Consider the following 18,426-nt stretch of genomic DNA (forward strand, 5'->3'; position numbering starts at 1 on the left):
ACACGAGGACACCGAACCCCTGCCGGCAGCACCGGTCCTTCGAACGGCTTGGTCACGTAGTCGTCGGGCCGCCCCTTCGGCATGTCCCGTCGCAGCCGTGGCAGGGCATGTCCCGCGCCGGTGTGGAGACTTCCGCCCCGGTCGGCCGGCGTCGGCGGCGCCCCGGCGGGCGGGGCGGGCACGGCCTGGCGGGACGGCGGCGCGTGGACCGCCCCGCAGCGGTACGACGGTGCACAGCACGGTCGTACCGCTGCCTTGTGACACCCCCCGTCGGGGCCCGCCGCCCCCGTGCCGGCGGGCCCCGTGCAGACGAGAATGTGCCCGCACCCAGGGGCGGTTGAAGCCCCCGGGTGCGGGTTCAGAGGTTGATTTGAGGGTTCCGTAGCCCGCGTACGCCCGGTGACGTACGTGGGCTCACCGTTCGTGGTGCTCGGACAGGCCCGGCCAGTCGTCGGGGCCGCCGCCCTGCCACTCCACGATGTCCTCGTCCTCGAGCTCGACGCGATCGAGATCGGCGAGGCGCAGCAGCTCGACGACGTCGTCCAGATGGGAGGCGACGCCGAGGTTGTGATCGTCCGCGGTGACCCGCCGGGAACCGTCCAGGCCCGGTGAGTGCACCACGACGTGCGGGTGGTGCGTCGGAGGTGCCATGCCTCAAGACTCCTGCGCGCGGAGCGCATCCGCACCCCGGAGACAGCGAGGAGCACCGGATACGGGACCGTCCGTATCCGGTGCTCCTCGGGTCCTGCTGGGACCGCGGCGGCGGCGACGGAGCCGCGACGCCCTTCCCTCAGGTCGAGAAGGGGGTCCGGTCCTTCACCACCGCACTGGCTCGCACACCGCCGCGGTCCATCACCCTGCCCGTGCCCCGCGCCGAAAGACCACCCCTCATCCGGGTCGCTCGGCGTTCGGGCGCGAACAGGGAGCTCATCTCCCTGGCCGGGCTCAGTCTTCGCGCAGGGCGCGGACCGCCTCCTCCACGCGCTTGCCGTACTCCGGGTCGGCGGCGTGGAAGTGGGCCAGGTTCTTCTCGATCACGTCGTCGCGGGAGACCTGCGAGAGGCCACCGGCGATGTTCGCGACGAGACGGGACTTCTCGTCCTCCGACATCAGGCGGTACAGCTCGCCCGCCTGGAAGAAGTCGTCGTCCTTGGTGTGCTGCGGGGCCTCGTGCGTGCCGGTCCAGCCGCTGACCGCCAGCGGGGCGGACAGGGCGCGGCCGGTCTCGACCGGGCCGTCGTAGGAGTTCGGCTCGTAGTTCTTCGCCGCGCGGCCCTGGGAGTTGGACGCCATGAGACCGTCGCGGCCGTAGTTCTGCGCGGTCGTGGCCTTCGGGGCGTTCACCGCGAGCAGGGTGTGGTTGACGCCCAGGCGGTAGCGGTGCGCGTCCGCGTAGGCGAACAGCCGGCCCTGGAGCATCTTGTCCGGCGAGGGGCCGATGCCCGGCACGAAGTTGTTCGGGGAGAACGCGGCCTGCTCGACCTCGGCGAAGACGTTGTCCGGGTTGCGGTCGAGGACCAGGCGGCCCACGCGCTGCAACGGGTAGTCCTTGTGCGGCCACACCTTGGTGAGGTCGAAGGGGTTGAAGCGGTAGTCCGCCGCCTCGGCCGCCGGCATGACCTGGACGTAGAGGGTCCAGGAGGGGTTCACCCCGCGCTCGATGGCCTGGAGCAGGTCCGTCTGGTGCGAGCCCGGGTCCTTGCCCGCGAGCTCGGCGCCCTGCTCGGCCGACAGGGAGCGCACGCCCTGGTTGGTCTTGAAGTGGTACTTGACGAAGAAGGCCTCGCCCTCGGCGTTCGTCCACTGGTAGGTGTGCGAGCCGTAACCGTTCATGTGGCGGTACGACGCCGGGATGCCGCGGTCGCCCATCAGCCAGGTGATCTGGTGCGTGGCCTCGGGGGAGTGCGCCCAGAAGTCCCAGACGTTGTCCGGCTCCTGACGACCCGTGAACGGGTCCCGCTTCTGCGAGTGGATGAAGTCGGGGAACTTGATCGGGTCCTTGATGAAGAACACCGGGGTGTTGTTGCCGACGAGGTCGTAATTGCCCTCCTCGGTATAGAACTTGAGCGCGAAGCCACGCGGGTCGCGCACCGCGTCCGCACCACCGAGCGAGTCGGCCACGGTGGAGAAGCGCAGGAAGACCTCGGTGCGCTTGCCCACCGAGCTCAGGAAGTCGGCGTACGTGAAGCCGGTGACGTCGTCGGTCACCTCGAAGTAGCCGTACGCGCCGGAGCCACGGGCGTGCACCACGCGCTCCGGGATGCGCTCACGGTTGAAGCGGGCGAGCTTCTCCAGCAGGTGCTGGTCCTGGAGGAGGAGCGGACCGCCGGCGCCGGCGGAGGCGGAATTCTGGTTGTCTGCGACCGGGGCGCCGGACGCCGTAGTGAGAGTTCTGGCCGTGAGCACGCGCTGCGACATCAGGGACCTTCCGTACGAGAGTCAGCGGAGGCTTCGGAAAAGAACTTCCGCTTTGTGGAGCCTAGGTTTGGGGTGATCTGAACGTCAACAGTTTGTTGAAGTGGATTCCGGGCCGCGGCGCCGCCTGGGCGCGACAGGACAGTTGTCAGCGGCGCCGCGGCCCGGAAGTCTCAGAGCTGAGCGCCCGACAGGCGCTCGACCGCGCGCAGCAGCGCGGAGTGGTCCAGGCCCCCGTCGCCCTGCGCACGCAGCGACGCGACCAGCTGGGCGACGACCGCGCCCACGGGCAGGGCCGCGCCGACGTTGCGGGCGGCGTCGGTGACGATGCCCATGTCCTTGTGGTGCAGGTCGATACGGAAGCCCGGCTTGAAGTCGCGCTTCAGGAAGTTGTCCTTCTTGCGCGTCAGCACGGTCGAGCCCGCCAGGCCGCCGTTGAGCACGTCCAGCGCGGCCTTGAGGTCCACACCGGACTTCTCCAGGAAGACCACGGCCTCGGCGCACGCCTGGATGTTCACGGCGACGATCAGCTGGTTGGCGGCCTTCACGGTCTGGCCCGAGCCGTGCGGACCGCACAGCACGATGGTCTTGCCGAGGGCTTCGAGGATCGGCTTCGCGGCGTCGAAGTCGCCCTGCTCACCGCCGACCATGATCGACAGCACGGCCTCGATCGCGCCGGCCTCGCCGCCGGACACCGGGGCGTCCAGGACACGGATGCCCTTGTCCTCGGCGGCCTTCGCGAGGTCCACCGAGGTCTGCGGGGTGATCGAGGACATGTCGATCAGGAGGGCGCCGGACCTGGCGTTCTCCAGGATGCCGTCGGGGCCGTAGGCGATGGCCTCGACCTGCGGGGAGGCCGGGACCATCGTGACGATGACGTCGGCGTCCTTGACGGCCTCGGCGATCGAGGAGGCGGCGGAGCCACCGGCGGCGGCCAGGCGGTCCAGCTTGTCCTGCTCCAGGGTGAAGCCGGTGACGTCGTAACCCGCCTTGATCAGGTTCTCGGACATGGGGGAGCCCATGATGCCGAGGCCTATCCAGGCGATCTTCGGGAGTGCGTTGCTCATGATGGGGGTGCCTCTCTGAAAACTTCTCTACGTCTGTGGGATGGCGCTCAGCGGGCCGCGCGGGCCGCGGCGGGCAGCCACTCGAAGGCCTCGGAGCTCGGACGCTCGCCCGGCTTGTACTCCAGGCCGACATAGCCCTCGTAACCGGCCTTCCGCAGCTGCTCGAGCAGCTCCTCCAGCGGCAGCGTCCCCGTGCCCGGCGCGCCGCGGCCCGGGTTGTCGGCGATCTGCACATGCCCGGTCCTCGCGGCGAACTCCTCGATCACCGCCGGCAGGTCCTCGCCGTTCATGGACAGGTGGTAGAGGTCCATGAGGAACTTGGCGTTGCCGAGCCCCGTCGCCTCGTTCACCTTGTCGACGACCCCTACCGCGGCCGGCGCCGACACCAGCGGGTACAGCGGCGACTCGGGCTGGTTCAGCGCCTCGATCAGCAGGATCGCGCCGATCCGGTCGGCCGCCCGCGCCGCGAGGACCAGGTTCTCCAGCGCGAGCGCGTCCTGCTCGGCCGGGTCCACGCCCTCGACGCGGTTGCCGTACAGGGCGTTGAGCGCCTTGCAGCCCAGGGACTCGGCGAAGTTCGCGGCCACGTCGACGTTGGCGCGGAACCGCTCCGACTCCTCGCCCGGGATCGACAGGGCGCCGCGGTCCGGGCCCGGCAACTGACCGGCGTAGAAGTTCAGGCCCGTGAGCTGGACGCCCGCGTCCTCGATCGCCTTCTTCAGGGCGTCGAGCTCGGACCGCTCGGGGGTGGGGGAGTCGATCCAGGGCCACCACAGCTCGACCGCGGTGAAGCCGGCCGCGGCGGCGGCCGCGGGGCGCTCCAGGAGCGGGAGTTCCGTGAAGAGGATCGACAGGTTGACGTTGAAGCGCTGGTCTGCGGCTGTGTCCCAGTGAGAAGCGGGCATGGGCGGCGGCGCTCCCTTCCGTGTCGAGCGATTCCGTATTGCGGAAGTTTGTTTCTGCTTAATGGAAGATTGCCGGTGGGGGTCCACGCTTGTCAAGAGGCGGGGAACGCCGAAGCCCGGCGGCACGCGCCGGGGCGCGTGGGTCGCCGGGCTTCGGAAGGGTGGGCGAAGTGCCTGGTGGGGGCAGGTTCAGTCGGACGGCGCGAGGGCCGGACGCTTGCGGTCCAGCCACTCGCTCCGGTCCTTGAGGGCGTGCAGCCCGGTGCGGTCGATCTCCTGCTCCGCCCAGCTCTGGACCAGGCCGCCGAACGGCGCGTCCCGGTCGATGAGCAGATCCGGTGTGTTGATCCAGAGCGTGTGCCGGGGGCGGGAGTCCGGCGCCGCCGCCCGGAAGCGCTCCAGCTCCGGCCACGGGAAGGCGTCGGCGATCGCCGCCGCCCGGCCGGCGAGGCCCTCCACCTGCCCGATGTCCAGGCCGCGGCTCGTCACCGCGCAGCAGATCAGCCGGTCGCCGTCGACGGACCACAGCCAGTCCCGGTCCAGGGCCGCCTCGCGTACCCCCGGCCGGGACAGCAGCAGATCCGCGAACTCGGGATGCGTGGTGCGATCGGTGTCGTCCGGCTCCGTACGGTACAGATGCGCCGAAGCGACGTACGGCAGCCGCATGGGCAGGGTTACGACGCAGACGGTCAGGTAGTACTTGGAGGCCTCCGCCGCGCGGCTGTACCGGCAGCGCTTCTTCAGCTCCCACACGTCGTTCTGGTTGATCACCTCCAGGTCGAAGACGGTGACCGGAAGGCCGTCGCCACGCATCCGCAGAACGCCCTCGGCCACCAGCTCGGCCGCGTGCCGGGCGCGGACGCGCTGCTCCTCCGTGAGGCGCTCGGGCACCTCCTGCGGAACGCGGCCGAAGCCCTCGGCCCATTCGGCGGAGGAGGCCTCGAACTCGAGTCCGCGGCGCTGGGCGTAGAGCATCCGGTCCGCCATCGAGGCGGCGTGTGCCTTGACGGCCAGGGCGCGGTCCGCCTCCACCTCGCGCAGCATCTTCTGTCCGTATCGGAACCCCAGGACGAGGAGTCCCACGCTCCACAGGACGAACGTGATGCCTAGGGCGGCGCCACCGAAGGCGCCGAAGACGGCGATGAATCCGGCCAGGGAGACCGCTGTGGCGATGTTGATGAGCGGTTTGCGGGTGATCGGGTGGGTGGGGAGCGGGGTCCGGTTCAGGCTCATGGTCGTCTTCTCGTGAGGGGACGTGGTCAGGCGCCGGTGTGCACGTGGGACGCCCACAGGGACGGGCTGCCGGGGAGGGCGGCGCGCAGCGCGCGGACCGCGGTGTGCAGGGCGTGCGGGGAGCGGTCGGGGTCCGGGGCCTGGCCGGGGGCGGGGCGCAGGGCCCGGTAGAAGGCCTCCGCGAAATCGACGGCGGTGTCGTCGACCACCGGCCACAGGGTGCCGATCACATGCCGGAACCCGCACAGCTGGAAGGCCGACGTCAGATGCATGGCCTCGTCGGCCAGTACACCGTCGTAGGAGACGGCCGTGGCGCAGGCCGACAGATAGGCCAGCCGGGCGTGTTCGAGCCGTACGGAGGCGAGCGCCTCCACCGTGAACGGGGCGGCGGCGTGGTCGTGCAGGAGCAGCCGGTGCTGTGACGGGTCCTCGGCGAAGCTGTCGCCGTGGCAGGCGAAATGGGCGACCGGGCAGCCGGGCAGCAGACCGAGGACCTCGTCCCGGGTCGGTGGCCGCTCCGGCGCGAGCAGCACCGTCGCCCCGTCCATGTGCTCCCGGAACACGTCCACCTCGTCCGGCGCGAAGTCCAGCGGCGGCTGACCCGGGGTGTCGGGCATCGCCACGATCAGCGGCCGGCCCGGCGCGGGACCGGCGGGCACCGGGCGCCGCGCGTGCCGCAGGGCCCGTACGGTCGGGGAGTACGACGAGACCACGCGGTCCAGGACCGCACGGCCGGAGCCGTCGTGGTGGCCCGCGGCGTGGAACGGCAGCCAGCTCAGCGGCCCGCACGGCACCCACCACACGCGCGGCCAGCGGTCGCCCGCCGGGGTGCGGTCGTGGCCCAGGGCGGTGAGGACGGGCTCGGCGACGGTCTCCCACAACCAAGCCAGGATTCCGGAGAGTTCCTTCTGCGCCCGAGTCCGTACGGTGTCGTCCGGGTCCATCGCGTCGTGCGCGCACTCCTGCAGCGTCGCAGCCGCTTCCATGCCGTTCAGGAGGGTGAGCTCCGGGAGCGGGACAGCGGTGACGCCGTCGGACGTGACCAGCAGGGCGTCGCCGCGCGCGAACGTGACGTTGAGGACTACGACAGTGCCGTCCCGGGCCGCCCTACGCAGCTCGGCGGCCGACGGCGGCAGGCCGAAGGACGCGAAACCGTCCTGCCGCCGGATACGGCTCAGGACGGCCGTGAGCTCGTCGGCGAGCAGGTGCCGGTCCACGGTGCCGCCCGGACCGGTCGGCACCGCACTGCCCAGCAGGGCCTCGGAGCCGTCGTCGGGACGGTCCAGCAGATCTCGCAACTCCTCGAAGCGCGCGGCGAGTTCGGGGTGGCTCGCGCGCAGCGGGGCGAGGTCGCTCCAGACGTCCAGGGCCTGCCCGATCAGGACGCCCCGGCCGGTTTCCAGTAGCTCCAGCGCCCGCTCGGCGGAGGGCTGGGGCCCGTTCAGCACCGCCGCGGCGACATTGGACGCCAGCCCGGCGAACTCGCCCAGCATCCGCTGCTGGTCGTGGCGGCGCAGTCGGCGCGTGGCGATCTGCGGGAGCAGTGCCACGGCCGCCTCGAAGTGCGGGATCGCCCCCGACGGATCGGCGCGCGCCACCAGCTGACCGGTTCTCAGCGCCGCGTCGAGGCGCATCGCGGGCGGTGGCGTGGGCGCTGCGGCGATCCGCGCGGACATGCGTACGGCCGCGTCGAGGTCGGCGGGGTCGCCGTCCCGTTCGTGCCGTGCGAGCTGGGCCTCGCTCAGCTCCAGAAGTATGGTCAGTCGGCCCAACTCGCCGACGTCTTCGGCCTCTTCGGCCTGGCGCAGGGTAGCGATCGCCACGTCCAGGTCGGCAGGCGAGTTCCCGTGCCGGTACCGGAACAGCAGCGTCCGGCCCAGCTGGCCGAGCGCCCACTGTCGACGTGGATCGGGGCGGGGCATCCCGTCGGCGGCCTCCCGGGCCAGGGCGACGGCCGTGTCGAGGTCGGCCGCGGCGCCGGGGGAGTCCGCTCCCGCCTCGGCCCGCATGAGCAGTGCCACGCACCGGTTCAGGAGGGCTCCCGGCCGCGACGGGTGTCCCGGCGGGGCCGCCTCGGCCGCCGCGGTGAGGACGTCGATCGCCTCGTCGAGATCCGCGGGTGCCCCGAGTATCGCGCCTCGCGTCAGCAGACAGCCGCCGAGCAGGATCAGCAGCGTGGCCCTCTCGTTGTGCCGGGGCCCGGCCTGGGCGACGGCCTCGCGCTGGGCGTCGACCGCCGCGCTGACCTCGGCCGCGGAGAACGTCTGCGAGCTGCGCGTCAGGAGGGTCAGCGCCAGGTTGTGGAGGGCGAGCGGCCGGGTGGGACTTCCCGCCGGCATCGCCCGGAGCACCGCACGCTGCGCCTCGATCGCCTCGTCGAGACCCGACGGTGACGCGTCGTACACATGATGTCTCATCAGTGCCGAAGCACCGGTGGTCAGTTGGTCCGCCAGGTCCGTCCGAGTACCGGGGAACCCGCCCCTCAGCAGCTCTCTGCCGTGCTCCCCGGCCTCGGCCAGGGCGTCGCGGTCCCCGAGTTGTTCGAAGCGCAGCCTCAGCAGGTTCACCAGCAGGGAGCGGCACACGTGTGCCATGGGGCCGCCGGCGGGCGCGCTGTCGAGGGCGCGCTTCGCCAGGTCCAGCGCCTCCGTCAGGTCGGTCGGCCGAGGATCCGGGCCGTGCAGGCGCTGGTAGAGGGCGGAGGCCAGCGTGTACAGGCTTCTGGCCCGCTCCCTCGATCCCGCGGGAGCACTGTCCAGGGCAGCCCGTAGCACACGGACCGCTTCGTCCAGGGCCTGCCGGTCACCCTGTTGCCGGAGCCGGGTCAGCAAGGCGTCGCCCAGAGAGTTCAGGCACAGGGTGTGGTGGGAGTGCTCCTTCGGGGTCGCGGCGGCCGCGACGCGCAGGGCGACGATCGCCTCCTCCAGGTCGTCCGGGTTTCCGGCGAACTCGTGCCGCAGCAGCAGTGACTGACCCAGATTGTTCTGGGCCAGGCCGCGCCCCATCGGGTCGGCAGGCACGGACTGGCCCGACGCCCGCAGCACCGCGATGGCCTCGTCGAGCACCGACAGGTCCTCCTGGAGCCGGAACAGCTCGCCGAGCACGGCGCCAAGGTCGCTCAGGACCCGCGCCCGGTCGTCGTGACCGTCCGGCAGCGTCTCGGCCGCCGCGCGCAGCACGTCGACGGCCAGCTCGAGATCCTCCGCCACGCCCTCGCGCTGGTACCGCGCGCCGAGCACGGCCGCGAGGCCGCAGAGCGCGAGCGGCCGGTGCGGATCACCCTCGGGGGCGGCCCGGGTCGCCCGGCGTGCCGAGTCCAGGGCCGCGGCCAGGTCGGCCGGCGCTCCCGTGCGGCTGTGGCGCAGGCCCAGCATGCTGCTCAGGTTGGCGAGGTAGATGTGGCGCTGTGTGTCGCCGCGAGGCGTGATGCGCAGGATGCGCCGCCACAGGGTGAGGACGGCCTCGTGCGCGTCCGGGTCGTAGTCGGAGACGATGCGCAGCCCCCGCCCGATGGCCAGGTTCGCGGCGAGCCGGGCGACATCGGGCGCCACCGCGGCCGGGATGTCGTCCGAGCCGGCCAGAAAGGCGACCATGGCGACATCGGCGGGAGCCTCGCCGGTCAGCCGGGAGACCACCTCGTCCAGCGAGGCCACGCCCTCGACGTGCCGGTACCGGATCAGCAGGGTGCCCGCGAGGTTGTGCAGCCGCACCGAGCGGTTGGGCTCGTCCCGCGGGGTCAGTTCCCAGGCCCGCCGTCCGGCGGCGACGGCGTCGTCCAGATCCGCCGGGTCCCCGGTCCGCCCGAACCGGTCCCGCAGGGCCAGGCCGAGGTTGGACAGGCACAGCGCCTGATGGGGTGAACCGGTGGGCGCGGCGTCCACGGCCGCCCGGATGGCGTCGATGGCGGCGTCCAGGTCGGCGCTCTGGCCCGTCAGCCGATGGCGGGACCACAGCACCCCCGCCAGACCGCTCAGCCGCACCGGGAGGTCGGGGTCGCCGGGGGCGGTGGTGTCCACCGCCTCGCGGCACAGGGCGAGCGCGGCGACCAGATCGTCCTGCGAGGGGCGGCGCTCGAACCGGGCGTGGAGGGCGGAGCCGAGGTTGTGCAACCGCTGCGGACGGGCCTCGTGTCCGACCGGGGTGGCGTCGAGGATCCGGCGCTGCTGGCCCACGGCCCGGTCCAGCAGCGCCGGATCGGGGGAGCCCAGGGCCTGGGTCAGCACGGTGCGGGCGAGCGGTTCGGCGACCGAGGCGATGCCGGCCAGCAGATGGGCCGGCAGGTCGTCGACGCCCGCCAGCAGACAGAGCGCGAACCCGTCCGCCGCGATCTCCAGCAGCGCGTCGTCCTGGTCGTCCACGCTCAGGATCAGGATCAGCCAGCCCAGCCGGTAACCGACCTCGACGTCCCCGCTCGCACGGGTGAACAGCGCGAGCAGTGCCTCCAGTTCGGCCCGGGCCTGCGGGGTCCGTAACGCCGCGCTGTTCCCGGTGGCCTTGACCTGTCGTAATCGTGTCCGTGCGGCCGCCAGCAGCGTGTCCCGCCGCTCGACCCCGTCCATGGTCATGCCAGCGGAGAGTAGAGCAAACGACCATCGCCCGGGCCGAGTTGGCCTACCGTACGCAACATCGCCACTCCCACGGTACGACCGGAGAACGCATGACCGACCGCCCCGAGGGCAGGGCCAGGCGCACCACGGAGGCGCTGGCCTACTTCTTCACCAACGTCGAGGACATCCGCCTCCGGCTCGACGCGACGGAGTCCCACGCGGCCGTCGACGGTCTGCTGACCGCCGTACGCGACGACGGCGACATCGACACGGCAGTACGGCGGCTGAACGACCGGATCCGCGCCGAGGGCGACGCGCTGGGTCTCTACGGCCGCACCCGCACGACGGGCGCCGTGCTCGCCGGTCTCGGCGGGGGCCGGGAGCGGCGGATCTACCTCTGCCCGCACCGCCGTTGCCTGCGGCACCAGTGGGCCGACGAGACCGACGGCACCCCGCCCGCCTGCGACGACGACGGCACACCGCTGCGACTGAAGAGCCTGTGAGCCGTCATCGCGTTCGAGGGGCGTGAGCGCCGTGAACGGATTTCTCGTCGAACTCGGCAAGCGGCTCGCCGACCGTTGGCTGTCGCTGCTCGTGCTGCCCGGCGCGCTGTACCTCGGAGTGCTCGCCGCCGGACGGGCGTTGGGGCACGCGCGGTGGTACGCCGTCGGTGACCTCCCGGCCCGGCTCGACCGGCACACCCGTACGCTCGCCGGGTCCACCGCGGACACGGTGTCCCTGCTCGTCGCCTTCCTGCTCGCGGCCGCCGCGTGCGGGCTCGCCGCGCAGGCCCTGGGCTCCCTCACGGAACGGCTGTGGCTGGCCGACGACTGGCACGGGTGGCCGCGGGCTCTGCACGGCCCGGTCCGCAGGCTGATCGCGCGCCGTGAGCGGATCTACGCCGAGCGCGCCGCCGAGGCGGCCACGGCCGCGGCCCACGCCGACCTGGACCCGCCCGCGCCGGACGCCGCTCATCGGACCGCCGTGGCGACGGCCCGGATGGCCCGCGTCGCCGACCGCCCGCCCGTGCGGCCGACCTGGCCGGGGGACCGGCTCCAGGCCGTGGCCGAGCGGTTGCGCGCCGGTCTCGGGCTGCGCGTGGCCGTCATCTGGCCGCACCTGTGGCTGCACGCCCCGGACGCCACCCGGGCCGAGGTGTCCGAGGCGCGGGAGGCGATGCGCCGGGCCGCCACGCTTGCCGGCTGGGGAATGCTGTACCTGGTCGTCGCCGCCCTCTGGTGGCCGGGCGCGGTGATCGCCTGCGCCGTCGTGCTCACGGCGTGGTCCCGGTTCCGCGCGGCCACCGACGCCTACGCCACCCTCGTCGAGTCCGCCGTACGACTGCACGCGCAGGAGCTCGCACGGTCCCTGGGCATCGGACGCCGGGGACCGCTCACCCCGGCGCACGGTGCCGCGCTGGACGCGTATCTCGCGACGGGCGAGGAACCGGCGGCCGAGCTGCTGCTGCCGCCCGAGTGAGGTCCGGCGGGACATGCCGCGAGCGCCCTTCCCGGCCTCGCGAAGCCGTGCTGGTGGCGGGCGTGGTCCGTTAAGGTCGGTCCGGGCGCCGATGACCGTGTCCCGGTTCAGAAAAATGTGGGGGCGCGATGCGACTGAGAGTGGAGTTCACGACCGAGCCGTTCGACCTGGACGAGGCCCCCGCGCACGCGGTCGCGGCCCGCGAGGTGGTCGAGAGCGCCGAGCTCGACGCGGTGGACGTCGGCCCGTTCGGCAACACGGCGGAGGGCGGCGCGGACGCCGTGCTCACCGCTGTCGACGCGCTGCTGCGCAAGTCCCTGGCGGCCGGTGCCACCCGGGTCTCGCTTCAGGTCAATGTGATCGGGGAGGGCGAGAAGTGACCGGCACCGGAGACGAGCCCTTCATCACGGCCGTGAAGCCGCTGGTCGACGCCATGGGCGGCGAGATGGTCCCGCCGGACGAGGCCGGCCCCGACGACGTCGTGCTCGCCTGGGAGGGCGCCGACGTGGTCGCCGTGCGGCTGCCGCAGCTGGCCGACTCCCTCGACCACATCCTCGCCGCCATGGAGCGCCGGCAGGGCAGGCCGCTGGCCGACCTGGACCGCAAGGCCAAGCAGGAGGTCGTGCGCATACTCGAGGCGCGTGGCGCCTTCTCGGTACGGCACGGAGTGGAGACGGTGGCGAGCGCGCTCGGGGTGAGCCGCTTCACGGTGTACAACTACCTCAATCGGGACAAAGACGCCTGACCTGCGCCTTCGAGGGTTTCGTAACCCCGAATTTTCAACAAAGTGTTGACGCCGAGTTTCGAAGGGCGTTAGCTAACGGGAGCCCGCTTCAGTACGAAGGCCGTTCGCGGCCACGGAGGCTCCCGTGACTTCGACTTCCACGCCGCCGGGCCTTACCCGGTTCAACGCTCTCGAGGAGCACGCGGCGTTCGCCGCACTCCACGAGGCGTGTGCCTCCACGGTATGGGCGAAGCGGCTGCTCGCCGCCCGTCCGTATCCCACCGCCGACGACCTCTACGCCGCCAGTGACGCCGCCATGGCCGAGCTGAGCGCCGGGGACCTGGCGGAGGCGATGGCCGGCCACCCGCCCATCGGCCGCCCCAAGGAGGGCGACCCGACCTCGGCGCGGGAGCAGCGCGGCATGGCCGGCGCCTCCGAGGAGCTCAAGGCGGAGTTGCTGGAACTGAACCTGGCCTACCAGGAGAGGTTCGGCCATGTCTTCCTCATCTGCGCCACCGGCCGGACCGGCGAGCAGATGCGCGACGCGGTCAAGGAACGGATCGGCAACGCGCCGGAGCAGGAGCGGGAGATCGTCCGCACCGAGCTGGGCAAGATCAACCGTATCCGGCTCGCCCGACTCGTCGAAGAGGACTGACGCAGTATGAGCACCAGCACCACCGCCTCGGTGTCCACGCACATCCTGGACACCAGCATCGGCCGCCCCGCGGAGGGCGTCGCCATCCAGCTCACGGCCCGCTCGGGCCGGGACGCGCGATGGCAGGCGCTCGGCGGCTCGGCGACCGACGCGGACGGGCGGTGCAAGGACCTCCCGGCGCTGCCGGCGGGCACCACGCACGTACGTCTCGACTTCGCCGTGGAGACGTATTTCTTGAAGAAGCAAGCCGATGCGCAGCAGGACGCCCCCGCGAATCGGGACAGCGGTGCCGTGTTCTTCCCCGAGGTGGCGATCACCTTCGCCGTCGAGCCCGGGGAGCACTACCACGTACCGCTGCTGCTCAACCCGTTCGGCTACTCCGTTTACCGAGGGAGCTAGCAGACACATGCCCACGATCCTGGGACAGAACCAGTACGGCAAGGCCGAGAACCGAGTCGTAAAGATCACGCGGGACGGCGCAACCCACCACATCAAGGACCTGAACGTGTCCGTCGCCCTGAGCGGCGACATGGACGAGGTCCACTACTCCGGCTCCAACGCCAACGTCCTGCCGACCGACACCACCAAGAACACGGTGTACGCGTTCGCCAAGGAGCACGGCATCGAGTCCGCCGAGCAGTTCGGCATCCACCTCGCCCGGCACTTCGTGACGAGCCAGGAGCCGATCCAGATCGCGCGGATCCGGATCGAGGAGTACGCGTGGGAGCGCATCGCCGCCTCCGACGCCAACTCCCGGTTCATCGGCGCGGACGAGGTCAAGCACTCCTTCGTCCGCAAGGGCCAGGAGACCCGGGTCACCCAGATCACCTACGACGGTGAGAAGTGGGAGGTCGTCTCCGGGCTGAAGGACCTCGTCGTGATGAACTCGACCAACTCCGAGTTCTGGGGCTACGTCAAGGACAAGTACACAACGCTCCAGGAGGCGTACGACCGCATCCTGGCCACCCAGGTCTCGGCCCGCTGGCGGTTCAACTGGACCGACGACGAGCAGCGGATGCCGAACTGGGAGAAGTCCTACGAGCAGACGAAGAAGCACATGCTCCAGGCCTTCGCCGAGACCTACTCGCTCTCGCTGCAGCAGACCCTGTACCAGATGGGTTCGCGGATCATCAACAACCGCAGCGAGATCGACGAGGTCCGCTTCTCCCTCCCGAACAAGCACCACTTCCTCGTGGACCTGGAGCCGTTCGGGCTGAAGAACGACAACGAGGTGTACTTCGCCGCCGACCGGCCCTACGGCCTGATCGAGGCGACGATCCTGCGGGACGGCTGCGAGCCGAAGATCCCGGTGGACCTCACCAACCTCTGATCAACTCCATGTGCGGCACCCGTGGCCGGGGAGTCCCGCTCCCCGGCCCGGTACTCAAATCCCCGGGTCCTGCCGTGCCCACTCCACACAGCGCAAAGGACGAATCATGGCAGCAGTCGAGCGCATCGTCATCGAGAACTGTTCGATCGCGACGGTCGACGCGAACGACACCGAGTACGCCTCGGGTCATGTCGTCATCGCCGGCAACCGCATCGAGTCGCTCGGCGCGGGCAGGGCCCCCGAGGGCCTGGAGAACGTCGTACGCCGTATCGATGCCACCGGCCACCTCGTGACCCCCGGCCTGGTCAACACCCACCACCACTTCTACCAGTGGATCACCCGGGGCCTGGCCACCGACCACAACCTCTTCAACTGGCTCGTCGCGCTGTACCCGACCTGGGCGCGCATCGACGAGCAGATGACCTACTCGGCCGCGCAGGGCTCGCTGGGCATGATGGCCCGCGGCGGTGTCACGACCGCCATGGACCACCACTACGTCTTCCCGCAGGGCTCCGGCGACCTGTCCGGCTCGATCATCCGCGCCGCCCGCGAGATGGGCGTCCGCTTCACCCTCGCCCGCGGCTCCATGGACCGCAGCGAGAAGGACGGCGGCCTGCCCCCGGACTTCGCCGTCGAGACCCTGGACGGTGCCCTCGCCGCGACCGAGGCGACCGTCAAGGAGCACCACGACTCCTCCTTCGACGCCATGACCCAGGTCGCCGTCGCGCCCTGCTCCCCGTTCTCCGTCTCGACCGAACTGCTGCGCCAGGGCGCCGAGTTGGCGCGCAGCCTCGGTGTACGTCTGCACACCCACGGCTCGGAGACCGTCGAGGAGGAGCAGTTCTGCAAGGAACTGTTCGGCATGGGTCCGACCGACTACTTCGAGTCCACCGGCTGGCTGGGTGAGGACGTGTGGATGGCGCACTGCGTCCACATGAACGACTCCGACATCGCCGCCTTCGCCCGTACGAAGACCGGTGTCGCCCACTGTCCGTCCTCCAACGCCCGTCTCGCGGCCGGTATCGCCCGCGTCCCGGACATGCTGGCCGCCGGCGTCCCGGTCGGCCTCGGCGTCGACGGCACCGCCTCCAACGAGTCCGGCGAACTGCACACCGAGCTGCGCAACGCGCTCCTCATCAACCGTCTCGGCGCCCACCGCGAGGCCGCGCTGAACGCCCGCCAGGCCCTGCGCCTCGGCACGTTCGGCGGCGCCCAGGTCCTCGGCCGCGCCGCCGAGATCGGCTCGCTGGAGCCGGGCAAGCTCGCCGACCTGGTGCTGTGGAAGCTGGACACGCTCGCGCACGCCTCCATCGCCGACCCGGTCACCGCGCTGGTCTTCGGCGCCGCGGCTCCCGTCACGGCCTCCTTCGTCAACGGCCGCCAGATCGTCGAGGGCAACCGCCTGCTGCACGTCGACGAGGACGCGATCGCGCGCTCCACGCGGGAGCAGGCGCAGCGGCTGGCGCGGATCGCCGCACAGAGCTGACCGGTTGAGGATCTGAAGATCTCCGGTCGAGGGGGACGGCCCTCGACCGGTGGCCGTGGACCCGAGCGGGGTCCATGGCGGCCGTTCCCGGGGCGTACGTCACACGCGTGCGCCCCGGAACGGCCTCCGTAGCCCCTTTTGAGGGGAACCGTCCCCACGGTCCCGCACGACCGCGCACCACCTCCAAGAAACCCACGTCAGAGCCGACGTGTTAGCTGACCCGGAGGAACCGCCGTGACCGCCCAACCAGCCGACGGCATACACCCCGTCGACGAGAAGCTCCCCGCACTCAAGATGGCCACCACGGGCCTCCAACACGTGGCCGCCATGTACGCGGGAGTCGTCGCCCCGCCGCTCATCGTCGGGGCGGCCATCGGCCTCTCCGGCACCGAACTCACCTTCCTGACCGGCGCCTGTCTCTTCACGGCCGGCCTCGCCACCTTCCTCCAGACGCTCGGCATCTGGGAGATCGGTGCCCGGCTGCCCTTCGTCAACGGCGTCACCTTCGCCGGCGTCGCCCCGATGACCGCGATCGTCGCCGCCACCGACGACAAGTCCGACGCGCTGCCGATCATCTTCGGCGCGGTGATCGTCGCGGGCCTGCTCGGTTTCATCGCCGCCCCCTTCTTCAGCAAGGCGGTCCGCTTCTTCCCGCCGGTCGTCACCGGCACGGTCATCACCCTCATCGGCATCTCCCTGCTGCCGGTGGCCTTCGGCTGGGCGCAAGGGCCCAACCCCGCGGCAGACGACTACGGTTCGACCACCTACCTCGGCCTGGCGGCCGCCACGCTCGTCATCGTCCTTCTGCTGCGCCGCTTCACCCACGGCTTCGTCAAGCAGATCGCCGTCCTGCTCGGCCTGGTGATCGGCACGCTGCTCGCGATCCCCTTCGGTGTCACCGACTTCAGCCCCGTCGCGGACGCCGACGTGGTCGGCTTCCCCACCCCGTTCCACTTCGGCGCCCCGCAGTTCCAGGTCGCCGCGATCGTGTCGATGATCGTGGTGATGGTGGTCTCGATGACCGAATCGACCGCGGACATGCTGGCGTTGGGCGAGATCGTCGAACGCCCGGCGGACGAGAAGACCATCGCCGCCGGCCTGCGCGCCGACACCCTCGGCTCCGCGATCAGCCCGCTCTTCAACGGCTTCATGTGCAGCGCCTTCGCCCAGAACATCGGCCTGGTCGCCATGACGAAGATCCGCAGCCGGTACGTCGTCGCCACCGGCGGCGCCTTCCTGGTGCTGATGGGCCTGTGCCCGATGGCCGCCTCGCTCATCGCCGTCGTACCGCGCCCGGTGCTCGGCGGCGCGGGCGTGGTCCTCTTCGGCTCGGTCGCGGCGAGCGGCATCCAGACCCTGGTCAGGGCCGGCCTGGACAAGGACAACAACGTCCTGATCGTCGCCGTCTCGCTGGCCGTCGGGATCATCCCGATCACGGCGCCGGAGTTCTACCACGCGTTCCCCGAGACGGCGAAGATCGTGCTCGACTCGGGGATCTCGACGGGCTGTGTGGCCGCGGTGCTGCTGAACCTGGTCTTCAACCACCTGGGCAGGCAGCGCGACGCGCAGGACGTGACGCATCCGATGGAGGCGGGCGAGGAGATCGCGGCGGCGCACTAGCCGAGCGGGTGACTGTCGACCCGGCTCACGGCACGGTGGGCCGGGCGAACAGCCCGGCCTGCTCCATCGTGTCGCCCGGACCCGCGTTCAGGGGCGGGCGCCTGCCTGGCAGGGGGTGGCCGCGGGGAGGCGGCCGGTGAAGTAGGAGCGCGGGGGGACGCCCATCATGGCGCGGAAGTCGGAGGTCATGTGGGACTGGTCGTAGTAGCCGGTGGCGGTGGCCAGTTCGGCCCAGGGGGCGGTCGGCGCGTGGGTGAGGACCGCGTGGACGCGGTCGATGCGGGCGTAGTGCTTGGGGGACAGGCCCACGCCCTCCGTGAAGAGATTGCGCAACTGGCGCTCGCTGACGGCCAGTTCGCGGGCCACCTCACCGACCTGGACCGGTAGGCGACCCAGCCGCACCGACATCGCCTCGACGCCGGCCCGTACCAGCCGGGAACGCGCGGCGTCGGCCGTGCCGGTCAGTCGCTCGGGCAGTACCTCCGCCAGGTGGGCGACGGTCTCCTCGGGCGTCAACCACCGCAGCTCACGGTCGAGTCGCCGGGCCGTGGTGCCCGGCAGCTCGCCCAGCGGCACGACCTTCCCGACCAACTCGGCCGCCGGGACGCCCAGCAGCGGACGGGCCGTGCCCGGCGCGAGACGCATCTCCACGCACGAGGCGAGGGCCTTGCCGCCGTGATAGGAGGCCCGGACCCGGGGGCCGACGGCGAGGACGTCACGGTGCCCGGTCACCCCCACCCGTACGACGACCTTCGTGCCGGCGTCCGGCAGATGCACGAACGCCTCCGCGGGCGGGCCGAGCGCGGCCACGGTACTGATCCCGGCGAGCCAGGGACGCAGCGCCGCGGGAAGCGAAAGGGCCTGCTCGGCACGGGAGTTCGTCACTCCTTCACCGTAGACGAGCCGCACGGCCGCAGGGCGGCCGAACCGTGCCGGAATTTCCAAGCCGCCGGGGCCCCGACCGG

General features: G+C 71.5%; 16 protein-coding genes. 9 read left to right on the top strand and 7 right to left on the bottom strand.

Annotation, left to right across the window (positions count from 1 at the left end):
- Window positions 1–414: 414 nt before the first annotated feature.
- From ABKA17_RS12825 to ABKA17_RS12850, 6 genes are all read right to left on the bottom strand, one after another.
- On the bottom strand, window positions 415–651 hold the full coding sequence (locus tag ABKA17_RS12825) for a hypothetical protein (RefSeq protein ID WP_353692110.1): 237 nt from the start codon (window positions 649–651) through the stop codon (window positions 415–417).
- A 294-nt stretch (window positions 652–945) separates the two neighbouring features.
- Window positions 946–2,418 carry a catalase gene (locus ABKA17_RS12830; protein WP_353692111.1) on the bottom strand — a complete coding sequence of 491 codons (1,473 nt, stop codon included), beginning with the start codon at window positions 2,416–2,418 and terminating at the stop codon, window positions 946–948.
- Window positions 2,419–2,588: 170 nt separating this feature from the next.
- Window positions 2,589–3,482, bottom strand: a complete 894-nt coding sequence (locus ABKA17_RS12835; RefSeq protein WP_353692112.1) for a 2-hydroxy-3-oxopropionate reductase — start codon at window positions 3,480–3,482, stop codon at window positions 2,589–2,591.
- A 47-nt stretch (window positions 3,483–3,529) separates the two neighbouring features.
- Window positions 3,530–4,387: a TIM barrel protein gene (locus ABKA17_RS12840; protein WP_353692113.1), complete on the bottom strand. Its 858-nt coding sequence runs from the start codon at window positions 4,385–4,387 to the stop codon at window positions 3,530–3,532.
- Between the two features lie 189 nt (window positions 4,388–4,576).
- Window positions 4,577–5,620 carry a hypothetical protein gene (locus ABKA17_RS12845; protein WP_353692114.1) on the bottom strand — a complete coding sequence of 348 codons (1,044 nt, stop codon included), beginning with the start codon at window positions 5,618–5,620 and terminating at the stop codon, window positions 4,577–4,579.
- 26 nt (window positions 5,621–5,646) lie between these two features.
- Window positions 5,647–10,185 (bottom strand): CHAT domain-containing protein, encoded by a 4,539-nt coding sequence (locus tag ABKA17_RS12850; RefSeq protein ID WP_353692115.1) that lies wholly within the window; start codon window positions 10,183–10,185, stop codon window positions 5,647–5,649.
- Between the two features lie 92 nt (window positions 10,186–10,277).
- Here ABKA17_RS12850 and ABKA17_RS12855 point away from each other — a divergent pair, with 92 nt between their 5' ends.
- From ABKA17_RS12855 to ABKA17_RS12895, 9 genes are all read left to right on the top strand, one after another.
- Window positions 10,278–10,670: a hypothetical protein gene (locus ABKA17_RS12855; RefSeq protein ID WP_353692116.1), complete on the top strand. Its 393-nt coding sequence runs from the start codon at window positions 10,278–10,280 to the stop codon at window positions 10,668–10,670.
- A 31-nt stretch (window positions 10,671–10,701) separates the two neighbouring features.
- On the top strand, window positions 10,702–11,646 hold the full coding sequence (locus ABKA17_RS12860; RefSeq protein ID WP_353692117.1) for a hypothetical protein: 945 nt from the start codon (window positions 10,702–10,704) through the stop codon (window positions 11,644–11,646).
- Between the two features lie 128 nt (window positions 11,647–11,774).
- Window positions 11,775–12,026, top strand: coding sequence for a YkoF family thiamine-binding protein (locus ABKA17_RS12865; protein ID WP_289917869.1), 252 nt, complete (start codon window positions 11,775–11,777; stop codon window positions 12,024–12,026).
- Complete coding sequence (locus ABKA17_RS12870; RefSeq protein ID WP_353692118.1) at window positions 12,023–12,391, top strand: helix-turn-helix domain-containing protein; 369 nt, start codon at window positions 12,023–12,025, stop codon at window positions 12,389–12,391. Before ABKA17_RS12865 ends, ABKA17_RS12870 begins: the two co-directional genes overlap by 4 nt.
- 124 nt (window positions 12,392–12,515) lie before the next feature.
- The gene (uraD, locus tag ABKA17_RS12875) at window positions 12,516–13,025 is read left to right on the top strand and encodes a 2-oxo-4-hydroxy-4-carboxy-5-ureidoimidazoline decarboxylase (protein WP_353692119.1); all 510 of its coding nucleotides are present in this window, start codon (window positions 12,516–12,518) and stop codon (window positions 13,023–13,025) included.
- A 6-nt stretch (window positions 13,026–13,031) separates the two neighbouring features.
- A complete protein-coding gene (uraH, locus tag ABKA17_RS12880; RefSeq protein WP_353692120.1) occupies window positions 13,032–13,424 on the top strand; it encodes a hydroxyisourate hydrolase in 393 nt (130 codons plus the stop codon).
- A gap of 7 nt (window positions 13,425–13,431) precedes the next feature.
- Window positions 13,432–14,355 carry a factor-independent urate hydroxylase gene (gene pucL, locus ABKA17_RS12885; protein ID WP_353692121.1) on the top strand — a complete coding sequence of 308 codons (924 nt, stop codon included), beginning with the start codon at window positions 13,432–13,434 and terminating at the stop codon, window positions 14,353–14,355.
- A gap of 106 nt (window positions 14,356–14,461) precedes the next feature.
- The gene (locus ABKA17_RS12890) at window positions 14,462–15,841 is read left to right on the top strand and encodes an 8-oxoguanine deaminase (RefSeq protein ID WP_353692122.1); all 1,380 of its coding nucleotides are present in this window, start codon (window positions 14,462–14,464) and stop codon (window positions 15,839–15,841) included.
- Window positions 15,842–16,075: 234 nt separating this feature from the next.
- Window positions 16,076–17,461: a nucleobase:cation symporter-2 family protein gene (locus ABKA17_RS12895; protein ID WP_353692123.1), complete on the top strand. Its 1,386-nt coding sequence runs from the start codon at window positions 16,076–16,078 to the stop codon at window positions 17,459–17,461.
- Window positions 17,462–17,548: 87 nt separating this feature from the next.
- On the opposite strand, the gene ABKA17_RS12900 is transcribed toward ABKA17_RS12895, so the two are convergent.
- Entirely contained in the window at window positions 17,549–18,346 is a 798-nt protein-coding gene (locus ABKA17_RS12900) for an AraC family transcriptional regulator (protein ID WP_353692124.1), read from the bottom strand.
- Between the last annotated feature and the right edge of the window lie 80 nt (window positions 18,347–18,426).

The organism is Streptomyces sp. RG80, from assembly GCF_040446465.1.
GTDB lineage: Bacteria > Actinomycetota > Actinomycetes > Streptomycetales > Streptomycetaceae > Streptomyces.

Excerpts from the sequence above, each read along its gene's own strand:
- ABKA17_RS12840 (WP_353692113.1), bottom strand. The coding sequence starts at position 4,387 with ATGCCCGCTTCTCACTGGGACACAGCCGCAGACCAGCGCTTCAACGTC.
- ABKA17_RS12825 (WP_353692110.1), bottom strand. The coding sequence starts at position 651 with ATGGCACCTCCGACGCACCACCCGCACGTCGTGGTGCACTCACCGGGC.
- ABKA17_RS12845 (WP_353692114.1), bottom strand. The coding sequence starts at position 5,620 with ATGAGCCTGAACCGGACCCCGCTCCCCACCCACCCGATCACCCGCAAA.
- ABKA17_RS12850 (WP_353692115.1), bottom strand. The coding sequence starts at position 10,185 with ATGACCATGGACGGGGTCGAGCGGCGGGACACGCTGCTGGCGGCCGCA.
- uraH (WP_353692120.1), top strand. The coding sequence starts at position 13,032 with ATGAGCACCAGCACCACCGCCTCGGTGTCCACGCACATCCTGGACACC.
- pucL (WP_353692121.1), top strand. The coding sequence starts at position 13,432 with ATGCCCACGATCCTGGGACAGAACCAGTACGGCAAGGCCGAGAACCGA.
- ABKA17_RS12865 (WP_289917869.1), top strand. The coding sequence starts at position 11,775 with ATGCGACTGAGAGTGGAGTTCACGACCGAGCCGTTCGACCTGGACGAG.
- ABKA17_RS12855 (WP_353692116.1), top strand. The coding sequence starts at position 10,278 with ATGACCGACCGCCCCGAGGGCAGGGCCAGGCGCACCACGGAGGCGCTG.
- ABKA17_RS12835 (WP_353692112.1), bottom strand. The coding sequence starts at position 3,482 with ATGAGCAACGCACTCCCGAAGATCGCCTGGATAGGCCTCGGCATCATG.
- ABKA17_RS12890 (WP_353692122.1), top strand. The coding sequence starts at position 14,462 with ATGGCAGCAGTCGAGCGCATCGTCATCGAGAACTGTTCGATCGCGACG.
- ABKA17_RS12830 (WP_353692111.1), bottom strand. The coding sequence starts at position 2,418 with ATGTCGCAGCGCGTGCTCACGGCCAGAACTCTCACTACGGCGTCCGGC.